General features: G+C 56.1%; 15 protein-coding genes. 13 read left to right on the forward strand and 2 right to left on the reverse strand.

The window, feature by feature from the left end:
- The first annotated feature begins 170 nt into the window (after positions 1-170).
- From AC2TAD_RS00815 to AC2TAD_RS00870, 12 genes are all read left to right on the forward strand, one after another.
- Positions 171-1,049 (forward strand): YicC/YloC family endoribonuclease, encoded by an 879-nt coding sequence (locus AC2TAD_RS00815; RefSeq protein WP_480865519.1) that lies wholly within the window; start codon positions 171-173, stop codon positions 1,047-1,049.
- 15 nt (positions 1,050-1,064) lie between these two features.
- Positions 1,065-1,706 carry a guanylate kinase gene (gmk, locus tag AC2TAD_RS00820; protein WP_170354167.1) on the forward strand — a complete coding sequence of 214 codons (642 nt, stop codon included), beginning with the start codon at positions 1,065-1,067 and terminating at the stop codon, positions 1,704-1,706.
- Positions 1,703-2,224 (forward strand): gamma carbonic anhydrase family protein, encoded by a 522-nt coding sequence (locus AC2TAD_RS00825; protein WP_480865521.1) that lies wholly within the window; start codon positions 1,703-1,705, stop codon positions 2,222-2,224. Before gmk ends, AC2TAD_RS00825 begins: the two co-directional genes overlap by 4 nt.
- Before the next feature lie 22 nt (positions 2,225-2,246).
- Positions 2,247-3,293: a PAS domain-containing sensor histidine kinase gene (locus AC2TAD_RS00830; RefSeq protein WP_170354169.1), complete on the forward strand. Its 1,047-nt coding sequence runs from the start codon at positions 2,247-2,249 to the stop codon at positions 3,291-3,293.
- A 197-nt stretch (positions 3,294-3,490) separates the two neighbouring features.
- Entirely contained in the window at positions 3,491-4,531 is a 1,041-nt protein-coding gene (locus AC2TAD_RS00835; protein ID WP_170354170.1) for a substrate-binding domain-containing protein, read from the forward strand.
- A gap of 81 nt (positions 4,532-4,612) precedes the next feature.
- Positions 4,613-6,085, forward strand: coding sequence for a phosphate ABC transporter permease subunit PstC (gene pstC, locus AC2TAD_RS00840; protein ID WP_480865523.1), 1,473 nt, complete (start codon positions 4,613-4,615; stop codon positions 6,083-6,085).
- Positions 6,082-7,443 (forward strand): phosphate ABC transporter permease PstA, encoded by a 1,362-nt coding sequence (gene pstA, locus AC2TAD_RS00845; RefSeq protein ID WP_480865525.1) that lies wholly within the window; start codon positions 6,082-6,084, stop codon positions 7,441-7,443. The genes pstC and pstA overlap by 4 nt, the downstream gene beginning before the upstream one ends.
- Before the next feature lie 10 nt (positions 7,444-7,453).
- Positions 7,454-8,251 (forward strand): phosphate ABC transporter ATP-binding protein PstB, encoded by a 798-nt coding sequence (gene pstB, locus AC2TAD_RS00850; RefSeq protein ID WP_170354173.1) that lies wholly within the window; start codon positions 7,454-7,456, stop codon positions 8,249-8,251.
- 16 nt (positions 8,252-8,267) lie between these two features.
- Entirely contained in the window at positions 8,268-8,978 is a 711-nt protein-coding gene (phoU, locus tag AC2TAD_RS00855) for a phosphate signaling complex protein PhoU (protein ID WP_170354174.1), read from the forward strand.
- Between the two features lie 3 nt (positions 8,979-8,981).
- Positions 8,982-9,671, forward strand: coding sequence for a phosphate regulon transcriptional regulator PhoB (phoB, locus tag AC2TAD_RS00860; RefSeq protein ID WP_170354175.1), 690 nt, complete (start codon positions 8,982-8,984; stop codon positions 9,669-9,671).
- A 110-nt stretch (positions 9,672-9,781) separates the two neighbouring features.
- Positions 9,782-11,011, forward strand: coding sequence for an acyl-CoA dehydrogenase (locus AC2TAD_RS00865; protein WP_480865527.1), 1,230 nt, complete (start codon positions 9,782-9,784; stop codon positions 11,009-11,011).
- A 111-nt stretch (positions 11,012-11,122) separates the two neighbouring features.
- Positions 11,123-11,890 carry an SDR family oxidoreductase gene (locus AC2TAD_RS00870; protein ID WP_480865528.1) on the forward strand — a complete coding sequence of 256 codons (768 nt, stop codon included), beginning with the start codon at positions 11,123-11,125 and terminating at the stop codon, positions 11,888-11,890.
- Here the strand turns inward: AC2TAD_RS00870 and AC2TAD_RS00875 are convergent.
- Together AC2TAD_RS00875 and AC2TAD_RS00880 are read right to left on the reverse strand one after the other, a co-directional pair.
- Positions 11,887-12,756, reverse strand: coding sequence for an acyl-CoA thioesterase (locus tag AC2TAD_RS00875; protein WP_480865529.1), 870 nt, complete (start codon positions 12,754-12,756; stop codon positions 11,887-11,889). The genes AC2TAD_RS00870 and AC2TAD_RS00875 overlap by 4 nt on opposite strands.
- A gap of 49 nt (positions 12,757-12,805) precedes the next feature.
- On the reverse strand, positions 12,806-13,981 hold the full coding sequence (locus AC2TAD_RS00880) for a serine hydrolase domain-containing protein (protein ID WP_480865531.1): 1,176 nt from the start codon (positions 13,979-13,981) through the stop codon (positions 12,806-12,808).
- A gap of 232 nt (positions 13,982-14,213) precedes the next feature.
- On the opposite strand from AC2TAD_RS00880, the gene AC2TAD_RS00885 reads away from it, so the two are divergent.
- Positions 14,214-14,819: a DsbA family protein gene (locus AC2TAD_RS00885; protein WP_480865532.1), complete on the forward strand. Its 606-nt coding sequence runs from the start codon at positions 14,214-14,216 to the stop codon at positions 14,817-14,819.
- The last annotated feature ends 1 nt before the right edge of the window (position 14,820 follow it).

Raw genomic sequence — 14,820 nt, forward strand, 5'->3', positions numbered from 1 at the left:
TCAAATTGACACGGGTTGAGTCAATTTTGGACTAATTCTTTAATGAATGGTTAACTTGTCGGCTTTGCCGTCAAACTCAGCAAACTCTTGCTCTGAAGCGGCCAATGCCATTAGGTGCGCCAGGCAGGCAAACGCAGGCGTAAACAGAAGGAACCGGCATGATCAGATCCATGACCGCATTTGCATCGGGTAAAGGCGCGTTGGGCCCGCATAGCTGGACGTGGGAACTGCGCAGCGTCAACGGCAAGGGTCTTGATCTGCGATTGCGGATGCCGGACTGGCTAAGCGGACTTGAAGCCGCCTTACGGGCAGAGCTGTCAAAATCGTTGAGCCGGGGAAACGTAACCCTTTCTCTGCGACTGTCTAAAGACGAAACCGCACCTGATCTAATGCTGAACGAAACCGCAATGTCTGCGGTGCTGGATGCTTTAATGCGAACTCAGCAATTGGCGTCGGCACGTGGTGTGACACTTGCCCCATCTTCAGCGGCCGAGTTGTTATCGCTCAAAGGTATGTTGGATGCAGGCAGTGATATTGACGACCCCGCGCCTCTTGTCGCGCACCTGGTGGTCGAGTTTAAGGACGTCCTGAGCGATTTCATCCAAATGCGGGAAAGCGAAGGTCAGGCATTGTTTCGGGTCTTGGGTGGACAGCTGGACCAAGTTGCCAGTTTGACCGACCAGGCCGCAGATCTTGCCGAACAGCGCAAAGACAAAATGGCAGAGGCCCTGCGCGAAAACCTTTCGCGGGTTCTGGACAACGCGCAGGGGGTCGAACCTGACCGGGTTGCGCAAGAACTGGCGTTACTCGCTGTCAAAGCCGACATCACCGAAGAGATCGACCGCCTGAAGGCCCATGTAAGTGCAGCTCGGGACCTATTGGCGCAGGATGTCGCGGTCGGGCGCAAGCTGGATTTCCTGATGCAAGAGTTCAACCGTGAGGCCAATACATTGTGTTCTAAAGCGCAAAGCGCTGATCTGACGTCGGTGGGGCTTGAGTTGAAGGCCGTAATAGATCAGATGCGCGAGCAAGTGCAGAACGTGGAATAACGACAGGAGCCCCAAATGGCGGATCGACGCGGCCTTCTCATCATTCTGTCCTCGCCTTCAGGGGCAGGGAAATCGACGCTGGCCAAAAGGTTGATGCAATGGGATTCGGACCTGAAATTCTCGGTATCGGCCACCACTCGCGCACCACGACCCGGCGAGGAACACGGCCGCGAGTATTATTTCCTTTCGGAGGATGCGTTCAAACAGCAGGTTGCCGACGGACAAATGCTGGAACACGCGCATGTCTTTGGCAATTTCTATGGATCACCCGCCGGTCCGGTGCGTGAGTCGATCGAATCCGGCAAGGATGTTCTGTTCGACGTAGACTGGCAGGGCGAAGTACAGATCCGAAACTCGGATTTGGGCAAGCACGCGCTTTCAATATTCATTCTTCCGCCCTCGATCCCGGAACTGCGCCGCCGACTTGAGACGCGCGGGCAGGACAGCGACGACGTGATTTCAAAACGGATGTTGAAAAGCTGGGACGAGATCAGCCACTGGGGCTATTACGACTACGTATTGGTAAATGATGATTTAGACTCAACTGAGGAAAAGCTGAAAACCATCGTCAGCGCCGAGCGGATGCGCCGCATCCAGCAACCCAGCCTTCAGAACCACGTTCGCAACCTGCAAAATGAATTTGAGGAACAATCATGACCATCTACGCCTTGGGGGATCACGCACCGCAGCTTCATCAGGATACGTGGGTCGCACCTGACGCAAATCTGATCGGGAAAGTGGTGTTGGAAGAGGGGGCCTCGGTTTGGTTTTGCAGCACACTGCGTGCCGATCACGAGGAAATCCGTGTAGGCGAGGGCAGTAACGTTCAGGAAAACTGCGTCATGCATGTCGACCCGGGTTTTCCGCTGACCATTGGCAAGAACTGTACGATTGGTCACAAGGTCATGCTGCACGGCTGTTCGATTGGCGAAAACTCCTTGATCGGAATGGGAGCCATTGTTTTGAACGGGGCCAAAATCGGCAAGAACTGCCTGATCGGAGCCGGAGCCCTGATCACTGAAGGTAAGGAAATCCCCGACAACTCGTTAGTCATGGGATCGCCGGGTAAGGTCATTAGTCAGTTGGATGACGCGGCCGCGCAGAAACTGACGCTCAGTGCGTTGCACTACCAAAGCAATATGCGCAAATTCCGGGACACCATGAAACCGGTCTGAGTGCCTGCAAGAGTTGACGTCCATGTCCGAAAACCTTCTTGCCGAATTCGTGTCGGCCATTCCCATGCCTGCTTTGCTGGTTGATCAGACCGAGCGGATCATTGCTGCGAACACGGACGCCACTACGATGTTGGGCAAAAACATCGAGACGCGCCACTTCGCGACGATCTTGAGGCAACCGCAGGTCATCGACGCGATGGAACAGAGCTTGCGTTCGAAAGGCACCACCAGAACCCGACATCTGGCAAATGACGGGGCGCAGGATACAACCTTCGAAGTTGAATGCCGGTATATGAACGGGGTGGGGGCCGTCTCGGGCGGGGCGGTTCTGGCGACGTTTCAGGACGTGACACATCTGGAACAGGCCAGCCAGATGCGACGAGACTTTGTCGCCAATGTCAGCCACGAGCTGCGCACGCCGCTAACGGCTTTGATGGGGTTCATCGAAACGCTACGCGGACCCGCACGCGATGATGTCGCCGCCCGGGACAGGTTTCTGCAGATCATGACCGACGAGGCCAGCCGTATGAACCGTCTGGTCGACGACTTACTTTCACTAAACCGCGTGGAAAGTGAAGAACGGGTGCGCCCGAAAGAGCAGTTGGAACTGATCGGGCTGTTGCAATCCATTATCAATTCCTTGCGCCCCCTAGCAGAGGACGCGGGCGTCGAGCTGGTTCTCAGCGAAACGCACGGGCCTGTGTCGATAGTTGGTGACAGCGATCAATTACGGCAGGTTTTTACCAACCTGATTGAAAACGGAATAAAGTATGGCGGCAGTGGTGGGCGTGTAGACGTTCATGCAACGGCCTCGGACCGGGATACGGCGATGCGGGGACCCGCGGTGCGGGTTCAGGTGATAGACAAAGGGCCGGGCATTGATCCCGTTCACCTGCCGCGCCTGACAGAACGATTCTATCGCGCGGACAGTCACAGGTCGCGGCAACTTGGTGGAACAGGGCTGGGGCTGGCGATTGTGAAACACATCGTGAATCGCCACCGCGGGCGGCTTAGGGTCGAAAGCGACTTGGGTAAAGGCTCTGTTTTTACAGTCATTCTGCCCCGATGACATCAAGGTCATGATACCCCTGAAAGTCTGACCAGGTTGTCTGCTTTCTTTACATTTACGCTGGGTCACGTTGAAACAAATTCAGTTGTCATAAAACCGTTACAAACTTGTCACAAAAGGCTTACGCGCGGCTTCTAGGGGTTCGCCCAAGATCATCATGGGGGTGATCATTTGTTATCTTTCTCAAGGAGACTGAGATGTCCTTTGTAAAACTGTCGGCTTCTGCTCTGGCGATTGCTGCCGTTTCGGCCACTACTGCTGCTGCACGTGATCAAGTTCAGGTTGCCGGTTCCTCGACCGTTCTGCCTTACGCCTCGATCGTTGCCGAAGCCTTCGGTGAAAACTTTGATTTCCCGACACCGGTTGTTGAATCGGGCGGTTCCTCGGCTGGCCTCAAGCGCTTCTGCGAAGGTGTTGGCGAAAACACCATCGACGTGGCCAACGCATCACGCGCCATCCGCGAAAAAGAGATCAAAGCCTGCGCCGAAAACGGCGTAACCGACATCATCGAAGTTCAGATCGGTTATGACGGCATCGTTTTCGCATCCGACATCAACGGCAACTCTTTCGAGTTCACGCCGGAAGACTGGTACAAAGCGCTGGCAGCCAAAATCGTCGTAGATGGTGAAGTTGTCGACAACCCCAACAAGACCTGGGCCGACGTGAACCCGGACTTCCCGGCGCAGCCGATCGCAACCTTCATCCCGGGCACCAAGCACGGCACCCGTGAAGTGTTCGAAGACAAGGTCATCCTGGCAGGTTGTGAGCACCTGGGCGATTTCGAAGTGTTCAAGGCAGCAGCCGGCGACGACAAGAAAGCAGCCGAAAAACAGTGCATCGCGATCCGCACCGACGGCGTGTCGGTCGACATTGACGGCGACTACACTGAAACTCTGGCACGTATCGACAGCAACAAAGACGGCATCGGCGTCTTTGGTCTGGCGTTCTACGAGAACAATACCGACAAGCTTCAGGTTGCGACCATGTCCGGCATCGTGCCTTCGACCGAGTCGATCGCAACCGGCGAATACCCTGTGTCGCGTCCGCTGTTCTTCTACGTCAAGAAAGCCCATATCGGCGTGATCCCTGGCCTGAAAGAGTATGCTGAGTTCTTCGTCGCAGACGAGATCGCTGGCCCCGACGGCCCGCTGGCCGAATACGGTCTGGTTTCGGATCCCGAGCTGGTAAAAGTTCAGGAAGCTGTTGCGAACGAAACAGTTCTGGGCGGCGGCTCCTAAGCCTTTAACACTGTAGAACCGGGGCGTTTCGCGCGCCCCGGTTCTTTTTGACTCCACCACTGCCATCCCCACGGAGTTCCCATGGCATTATCCTGGCTGTTGATCATCCTGCTTGCACTGGCAGTGATCGGATTTTTCACGGGCCGGTCCCGTGCTTTGGCAAGTGCCGGAGGGGATGCGCGTGATCTGCACTCACTGCCGTCCTACTATGGCTATAATGTCGCGCTGACGGCGCTGGTCCCTGCCATCGGGGTACTGATTGTCTGGTTGCTGGCGCAACCTGTTTTCGTGAACAGCACAGTGACGGGCATGATCCCCGACAGCGCGATCCCCGAAGGGTCCGACCGGGGCCTGATCATGAGCGAAGTCCGCAGGGTGGCGGATGGTCTTGAGGGCGCGGTGGCCGCCGGTGCCTTGACGCAGGCGCAGGCTCAAGACGCAAATGCAGACATCGCGCAGCTGACCCAGACGCTGAAAGACGCAGGGCAGGTGCTGACGCAGGATATCACGCAACCCATTCTGGTTGCTGCACAAACCTATCGCAGCATGACCGGAACCGGTTCGGTGGCAATGCAGGTGATCGTGCTCGCGGTCGCACTGTTGGGCGCGGCCTTTGCCTATATCCGTACCCACAAGGAATTCCGCGCGCGTAACGTGGTAGAACAGGGTGTTCTGGCGCTGCTGCTGTTGGCTGCATCCATCGCGATCCTGACGACCGTGGGCATCGTTCTGTCGATGCTGTTCGAGACGATGAACTTCTTCCGGCTGCATTCGTGGAAGGATTTCTTCTTCGGCAGTACCTGGGCCCCGAACTTCCGAGGGGGCTCGGAACTATCAATCCTACCGCTGTTGTGGGGCACGCTTTATATCTCATTGATTGCGCTTCTGGTGGCTGTGCCAATCGGCCTGTTCGCAGCGATCTACCTGTCCGAATATGCATCGGGAGCAACCCGCTCGATTGCCAAACCGCTACTGGAGATCCTCGCCGGTATTCCAACCATCGTTTACGGTCTGTTTGCCCTGCTGACGGTTGGCCCCGCGTTAGTGTCAATGTTCGGCGAAGGCGGTGCATTCGGAGTGGGCTGGATGGCCAGTTCCAACGCGGTTCTGACGGCGGGTCTGGTGATGGGCATCATGCTGATCCCGTTCGTGTCATCGCTGTCCGATGACATTATCAACGCTGTACCCCAGTCGATGCGCGACGGTTCGTTAGGCCTTGGCGCGACGCATTCTGAAACCGTCCGTCAGGTGGTTCTGCCGGCCGCACTGCCGGGGATCGTGGGTGCGATCCTGCTGGCCGCCAGCCGCGCTATCGGTGAGACGATGATCGTTGTGATGGCCGCCGGTGCAATCGCCAAATTCTCGGGCAACCCGTTCGAGGCGATGACCACGATCACAACCCGGATCGTCAGCCAGCTGACCGGCGATACCGACTTTGCCAGCCCCGAAACGTTGGTGGCGTTCGCGCTGGGTCTGACCTTGTTCATCATCACGCTGGGGCTGAACATCTTCGCCCTCTACATCGTGCGCAAATACCGGGAGCAGTACGAATGACCGATATTTCCCAAACCCCCGGCTCAGCACCTGCGGCACCTTCCAAACATGGATCGCTGTTCGAAAAGGATGCCCGTACCAAAAAACGCAATGCGGCTGAATCCCGGTTTAAGATGTATGGGATTGCTGCCATCGGTATCGGCCTGCTGATGCTGATCGTGCTGGTTACAAACATTGTGACCGCGGGCACCGGAGCGTTCCAGCAGTCTTTCCTTGAGCTGAATGTCGAGCTGAAAGAAGACAAGCTGGACAAGAAGGGCAACCGCAATATCGAGGATATCAAGAAGGTCTCGACCTTTGGTTACGCGCCGCTGATCGCGGCTGCTGTGGAAGCTGAGGTGCAAAACCTGGGCATCCAGACCGACCTGACCCCCAAAGAAATGGGCGGCATCTTGTCCAAAGCAGCGCAGGCCGAGCTGCGGAACTATGTGATCGCAAACCCTGATGAGATCGGCAAAACCGTCAGCTTCCGCTTTCTGGTCAACAGCCGCGTCGATGGCTACATGAAGGGCCGTGTGACCCGCGAGTCCATCGCCAATGACAAGAGTATCACGGTGGCCCAGCTGGATTTCGTCGATCAACTGCGGGACGCGGGTGTTTTGTACAAAGCGTTCAATCCAGATTTCATCTTCGGCTCTGATGCCTCTGACCAACGGCCCGAGGCCGCGGGGATCGGTGTGTCGATGCTGGGATCGCTGTTCATGATGTTCGTTGTGTTGGCGCTGGCTTTGCCGATTGGGGTGGCCGCCTCGATCTATCTTGAGGAGTTTGCGCCGCAGAACCGGCTGACAGATATCATCGAGGTCAACATCTCGAACCTGGCCGCTGTGCCTTCGATCGTGTTCGGTATTCTGGGTCTGGCTGTCTTCATCAACTACATGCACCTGCCGACCTCGGCGCCGCTGGTTGGCGGTTTGGTGCTGACGCTGATGACGTTGCCAACGATCATTATCTCGACCCGTGCGTCGCTCAAGGCGGTTCCGCCGTCTATCCGGGATGCAGCGCTTGGGGTAGGGGCCTCGAAAATGCAGGCGGTGTTCCACCATGTTCTGCCACTGGCCGCGCCCGGTATCCTGACCGGGACCATTATCGGTCTGGCGCAGGCGCTTGGCGAAACCGCGCCGCTGCTTCTGATCGGGATGGTGGGCTTTATCGCCTCGAACCCGCCCGACGGGCTGGTGGCGGGCTTCCTGTCTCCGAACTCGGCCATGCCGGCGCAGATCTACGAATGGTCCAAACGCGCCGACCCGGCCTTTTACGAACGCGCATGGGGGGGCATCATCATCCTGTTGATCTTCCTTGTGACAATGAACACCATCGCGGTCATTCTGCGCCGCCGCTTTGAACGCCGCTGGTAAGGGGCTTATTATGAACGACATGACACGAGTGGAGAGAGCCGTGGACTCCAAAGCCATTAAAATCGCCGCGAACAAGGTTCAGGTCTATTACGGCGACACCCACGCCATCAAGGACGTGGATGTTCAGATCGAAGACAAGACCGTGACCGCCTTTATCGGTCCGTCGGGTTGCGGCAAGTCCACCTTCCTGCGCTGTCTGAACCGGATGAACGACACGATCGACATCTGCCGGGTCGAAGGCGATATCCTGCTGGATGGCGAGGATATCTATGACAAGCGCGTCGACCCGGTGCAGCTGCGCGCCAAGGTGGGCATGGTGTTCCAGAAGCCGAACCCGTTCCCCAAGTCGATCTATGACAACGTGGCCTATGGCCCCCGCATCCACGGCCTTGCCAAGAACAAGGCGGAACTGGATGAGATCGTTGAGAAATCCCTGCGTCGTGGTGCGATCTGGGATGAGGTCAAGGATCGTCTAGACGCCCCCGGAACCGGCCTGTCAGGCGGTCAGCAGCAGCGCCTATGTATTGCCCGCGCCGTCGCGACCGAGCCTGAGGTTCTGCTGATGGACGAGCCGTGCTCGGCCCTGGACCCGATTGCAACCGCGCAAGTCGAAGAACTGATCGACGAACTGCGTTCGCGCTATTCGGTGGTGATCGTGACCCACTCGATGCAGCAGGCCGCGCGGGTCAGCCAGAAAACCGCATTCTTCCACCTCGGCAACCTCGTCGAGTTCGGCGAGACGGGGCAAATCTTCACCAACCCCGAAGATCCCCGCACCGAAAGCTATATCACCGGCCGGATCGGCTGAGGACAGGTATCAGACCATGAGCGAACAACATATTGCATCCGCATTCGACCGCGACCTCGAGGCGATTCAGGCTCATATCATGAAGATGGGCGGGCTGGTCGAGGCCGCCATCATGAGCGCCGCGAGATCACTGGAGACCAGAGACGAAGAATTGGCCCAAGAAGTCCGGCAGGGCGACAAGGCTATCGACGCGTTGGAAGAGTTGATTGACGAGGAAACCGCGCGTCTGATCGCGCTGCGAGCGCCGACTGCGAGCGACTTGCGTTTGGTCCTTTCTGTCTTGAAAGTGTCCGGTAACCTTGAGCGCATCGGTGATTATTCCAAGAATATCGCCAAACGGACGACGGTTCTGGTCAATGCGGGCGAGATCAACGGCAGCGCCGCCGCCCTGCGCCGCATGGCGCGCGAAGTCGAGCGGATGCTTCGCGACGCTTTGGACGCTTATATCCAGCGCGACGCGGAACTGGCGACCGACGTCATTAACCGCGACGAAGAAGTGGACCAGATGTATAACGGGTTATTCCGGGAATTTCTGACATTCATGGCGGAAGACCCGCGCAACATCTCGTCCTGTATGCACCTGCATTTCATCGCAAAGAACATCGAACGCATGGGTGACCATGTCACCGCGATCGCGGAGCAGGTTGTCTATCTGGTGACCGGCGAACGCCCGACCGAGGCCCGCCCAAAGGCGGACACGACGTCCCAAATCCCGCAGGAGATCTGATCCATGTCTGCAGATCAGCCTACAGTTCTGGTCGTTGAGGATGAGCCGGCACAGCGTGAAGTGCTGGCCTATAACCTCGAGGCAGAAGGGTTCCGCGTCTCCAAGGCCGCCAGCGGTGACGAAGCCATGCTGCTGGTGGATGAAGACAGCCCGGATATCATCGTGTTGGACTGGATGATGCCCAACCTGAGCGGGATCGAAGTCTGCCGCCGCCTCAAATCGCGCCCTGACACACGTTCAATTCCGATCATCATGTTGTCGGCCCGCACGGAAGAGGTCGACAAGGTTCGTGGTCTGGAAACCGGTGCGGATGACTATGTGGTCAAGCCGTACTCGGTGGTCGAACTGATGGCCCGTGTGCGCACGCAATTGCGCCGTGTGCGCCCGGCGACTGTTGGCATTCGGCTAGAGTTTGACGATATCATCCTGGACTCGGAAACGCATAAAGTCAGTCGCAACAGCAAGCCGCTGAAACTTGGCCCAACCGAGTTCCGGCTACTGAGCACGTTCATGGAAAAACCCGGCCGTGTCTGGAGCCGCGAACAACTGCTCGACCGGGTGTGGGGACGCGACATCTATGTCGATACACGCACCGTGGACGTGCATATCGGTCGCCTGCGAAAGGCTTTGACTCAGCATGGCGGTGCAGACCCGGTCAGAACTGTTCGCGGCGCAGGTTACGCGTTGGGGTAGGGCGCATGTTACCTTATGAGTTTTTCTCATAAGGTATTGCCAAACTCTTTCTGTCTTTTACCTGTCGGTAAAGCTAGGTTGCGTCAAACCTGACAGAGCGGAGATGGACCATGAATGCCCCCGATACCAAACCGACCCTGCGCGCCAAGGATGCTCCGGACATGGGCCGGTTTGCTTGGGACGATCCGTTCCGGCTGACAGATCAGCTTACAGAAGATGAACGCATGATCGAGGCCAGCGCGCGGGCCTACGCGCAGGAAAAGCTGCAACCACGCGTCACCGAGGCGTTTCAGAATGAAGAAACAGACCCTGAAATCTTCCGCGAAATGGGCCAGATGGGCCTGCTGGGAACGACGATCCCCGAGGAATACGGCGGGCTAGGGGGCGGGTACGTCTCATACGGCCTTGTTGCGCGCGAGGTCGAGCGTGTCGACTCGGGTTATCGTTCCATGATGTCTGTCCAAAGCTCGCTGGTTATGTACCCGATCTATGCCTATGGCAGCGAAGAGCAGCGCCGCAAATACCTTCCGAAACTGGCCAGCGGCGAATGGATCGGCTGTTTTGGCCTGACCGAACCTGATGCGGGTTCGGATCCGGCCGGTATGAAGACCCGCGCCGAGAAAATTGATGGTGGCTACCGTTTGACCGGCAGCAAAATGTGGATATCGAACGCGCCCATTGCGGATGTTTTCGTAGTCTGGGCCAAGTCCGACGCCCATGATGGGAAAATCCGTGGATTTGTCCTGGACAAGGGGCTGAAGGGTCTGAGCGCGCCGAAGATACAGAACAAACTAAGTCTACGCGCCTCGATCACCGGAGAAATCGTTCTGGACGGCGTTGAGGTGGATGAGACAGCACTGTTGCCGCATGTTCAGGGCCTAAAAGGTCCGTTTGGTTGCCTGAATCGCGCACGCTATGGCATCAGCTGGGGTGTGATGGGGGCTGCTGAATGCTGCTGGCACGCTGCGCGTCAATATGGGTTGGATCGCAAGCAATTCGACAAACCTTTGGCCCAGACACAATTGTTCCAGCGCAAACTGGCCGACATGCAAACTGAAATTGCGCTTGGGCTTCAAGGCAGTCTGCGGGTCGGGCGTCTTATGGACCAAGCCGAAGCTGCGCCTGAAATGATCTCGCTCGTCAAGCGCAACAACTGCGGTAAAGCTTTGGACATCGCACGGTTGGCGCGGGACATGCATGGCGGCAACGGAATATCGCTCGAATTCCAAGTGATCCGGCATATGGTGAACCTCGAAACCGTAAACACTTATGAAGGCACCCATGACGTCCACGCGTTGATCCTTGGGCGCGCACAAACGGGCCTACAAGCCTTCTACTAATTGTCGCGTAATTGGTATTATGGTAATTTCGAGCATGGAATGAAATGCAACTTTCCATTCTTTACCAATACCATAGGATCACGAATTGAACCCGTGGCTCTGGAGTGATTTATGAAATTGAATGACAAAACCGTCGTTATAACAGGTGCAGCCGGAGGTATCGGCGAAGGTCTCGCCCGTCGATTTGCTGCCGAAGGTGCGACAGTTGTTTGCTCGGATCTCGATCACGCCGGTGCTGCGGACATTGCAAATGAGATTGGTGGCCACGCATTTCACTGCGACGTATCCAGCGAAGCCAGCGTCAGAGGCTTAATCAATACCGTCGAAGAAGACATTGGACCCATTGATCTTTTCTGCGCGAATGCCGGTATTTTGACGTTAGGAGGTCTGGATGTCCCCGACGAGGACTGGGACAGGATCTGGAAGATCAATGTCATGTCTCATGTTTGGACCGCGCGCCATCTGGTGCCGCGCATGGTGTTGCGTGGCGGCGGCTACATCCTTACGACTGCGTCTGCAGCCGGATTGTTGAATCAGCCCGGCGCAGCACCATACGGCGTCACCAAACACGCCGCCGTTGGTTTCGCCGAATGGCTGTCTTTGACATATGGTCACAAAGGAATCCGCGTGTCTGTCTTATGTCCTCAGGCCGTCCGATCCGATATGACCAAAGGTCATGAGACCTCGGTAGCCTCAATCGATGGCATGCTTGAGCCGGAGGACGTTGCTGATGCGTGCGTCAAAGGCATAGAGGCCGAGCAATTTCTGATCCTTCCGCATCCTCAGGTGTTGGACTACATCCGACACAAAGCCGGGGACTATGAGCGCTGGCTTGGCGGAATGCGGAAGTTAAACCAAGTATTTATCGAGAATAACTAAACTGTCCTCTTGGCTTTGCGCATCAAACCTTCTTGCGCAACCGAAGCGACCAGTGTGCCATCTAGAGAATAGATTGATCCGCGGTTGAAGTTGCGCCCTCGCCCGGTCCAAGGCGAATCCATCGCATAGAGATGCCAGTTCTCAAAATGAACAGGTGCATGGAACCAAAGCGCGTGGTCCAGACTGGCACCATTCACTTCGCCGGTGAACCAGCTTAACCCATGGGGGCGCATCCCCGAGCTCATCAGATACATATCCGACGCATAAGTCAGAAGGAGTTGTTGAGTGATTTGATCTGCTTGTGCTGCGGCATTCATCCGAAACCATACCTGATTTCGATCGTCGGACTTTTCCGGCGCAAAAGGATTTAAATGGCTTGCCTCACGAACTTCGATCGGACGCTCTCGCAATAACTCACCCTGCAGTTTTTCAGGAACAAGATCGACATACTTGTTCCTCAGATCAGTGCGCGCTGGATAACTTTCAGGCGCCTCCATCGTGGGCATTGGGTGGTGATGATCCCAACCTTCATCAACAATATGGAACGAAGCAGACATGTTCAGAATCTGTTTGCCATGCTGTATGGCAACCACGCGGCGGGTTGTGAACGAACCTCCATCTCGGGCGCGATCCACTTGATAAATCACGGGAATGCTTGGATCGCCCGGTCTTATGAAATAGGCATGAAGCGAATGGCATAGCCGATCATCGACGGTCCTGTACGCTGCGGCAAGGGCCTGCGATACGACCTGCCCGCCAAAGATCCGTTTAGGCGTTTCACCGCCGGAACCGGTGCCGCGATACAAGTCAACCTCCAGCCTTTCGACATTCAACAGGTCCAGCAGAACGCGTTCGGCTTCGGTCATGACAGCTCTCCGTTAGGGTCGTGTGAGACAGGTATCAGCGCTGTTCCGATCAATCAAACATTGCCCCTAGGACAAGCGCCTTGAGCTCAGCGCGTGACGGATAAGAGCTGGATGGCGAAAGCTGAGTAAAGAACACGGCAGTGAGGTCATTGCGCCGATCCAACCAGAAGAATGTCGAGGCCATACCACCCCAACTGAAATCTCCGACCGAGCCCGGAGTGCGTGTGCGGCCAGGGTTCATAACTACTGCTCCGCCCAGACCGAACCCGGTTCCCTCCATCGGCTGTTCGGCGAAACTCTGTGGACCCATCGATGCAATGTCACCCGGTAAGTGATTGACCATCATGAAGTCTACAGTTTTTGGCCCCAGCAGACGCTGCCCGTTCAGGCTGCCTCGGTTTCTGAGCATGTCCGCAAATTTTGCGTAATCGTCAATCGTTCCGACCAGACCTCCTCCGCCCGAGAAGGTGGTGGTTCGTTCAAACGGCGATGCGCCCGGTTCGTCCACCAGTCGCAGAGTATCCGTGCTTTCTTTGGCGGCGTTCAGCGCCATGGCGTCGCCGGAAAGAGGTGTGTAGAGCGACGCAAACCTGTCCCCTGCCCCTTTGGGAACCTTGAATCCCGTCTCGGTCATTCCCAACGGGTCGAATATTTGAGCCTGGAAGAACTTGTCCAGCGGTTGGCCAGATACGATTTCGACGACGCGGCCCAAAACGTCTATCCCGACTGAATATTCCCAACGGGAGCCCGGGTGAAACGCGAGCGGCAGCGTCGCCAATTCACGTACCCGGTCCTTAATGAGGCCTTGGTCGGCTGAAAAGATGAGATCCATCTCGTTCATCGCTGCGGGAAGGACACCAGGGTTGAACGGATAGCTTAGACCGCTGGTATGGGTCAAAAGATGGTGCAGTGTCGGGGGTTGCGTATCCTCGGTTTGATCCAGACGTTCGGCACCGGGGATCAGCGCCTGAACATTCCGAAATTCGGTAATAAAGTCTGATACTTGCGCATCTAAGTGGATCAACCCTTGTTCAACCAACATCATAACAGCGACCGATGTAACGGGTTTTGTCATCGAATAAATGCGAGCGATCGTATCTCTTTCGAATGGCAGGTTATGTTCTTTGCTGCGGTGTCCGGCAGCACGGAACAGAACCTCGTCTTGCCCTTGGCGCAAGAGAAACGAGCTACCGGCATATTTCCGGTCATCAACGTAGCGCTGCATCCAGATCCGGATACGATCCAATCGATCAGCGTCAAAGCTAGGCGCACAAATCATAGGGGGCTAGGTCTCCTGAAATACACGTGCCTTACACTGCGCAAGGACGCCCAAAATGAACAGAGAAATTCAAGCAAACCCATTTAGACTGGGCTGAATACTGCGGCGAGATGGTAAGCTCGTCACACAACAGATTCGTTTTTGTGGTGAGTGCTTTTTCAACGATTACCGGTCGGGAGTGAGAAAAGTGACACAAACCATAGAATTCGTTTACGACTTTTGCAGTCCAAATGCCTATCTGGCACACAAGGTTCTTCCTGAACTGGCGAACCGCCACGATGTTTCAGTGACCAACGTCCCGGTTTTGCTAAGCACAATATTCAAGGCCACCAACAATCAGGGCCCGTTTCAAGCTTATTCCGAAAACAGACAAAAAACAGCATATCTGACGCATGACCTGCATCGTTTTGCCAGGCGCCGCGGCCTGAGCTTTCACATGAGTCCACATTTTCCAATCAATACAAAATTCGCCATGCGCGGCGCGATCTATGCCTCTGGAAAATCGTGGGAAGACAGATACATAAAATCTGTTTTTGATGCAATTTGGGTGCATGGGCAAAAAGTTGATGAGATCAATGTACTAACCGAAATCCTGCAAGAGAACGACTTGCCTGTCCGCAAACTACGCGAAGCCATCAGCAGTCCGGATGTGAAACAGCAGCTGAAGGATCAAACCAAAGCTGCTGTCAGGCGCGGAGTGTTCGGGGTGCCGACCCTCTTCAGCGGGCCCGAGATGTTTTTCGGCAAGAACAGTTTGGGGAACCTCGAACTGGAACTTGCATAGG

This window comes from Ruegeria sp. HKCCD7628, from assembly GCF_057221005.1.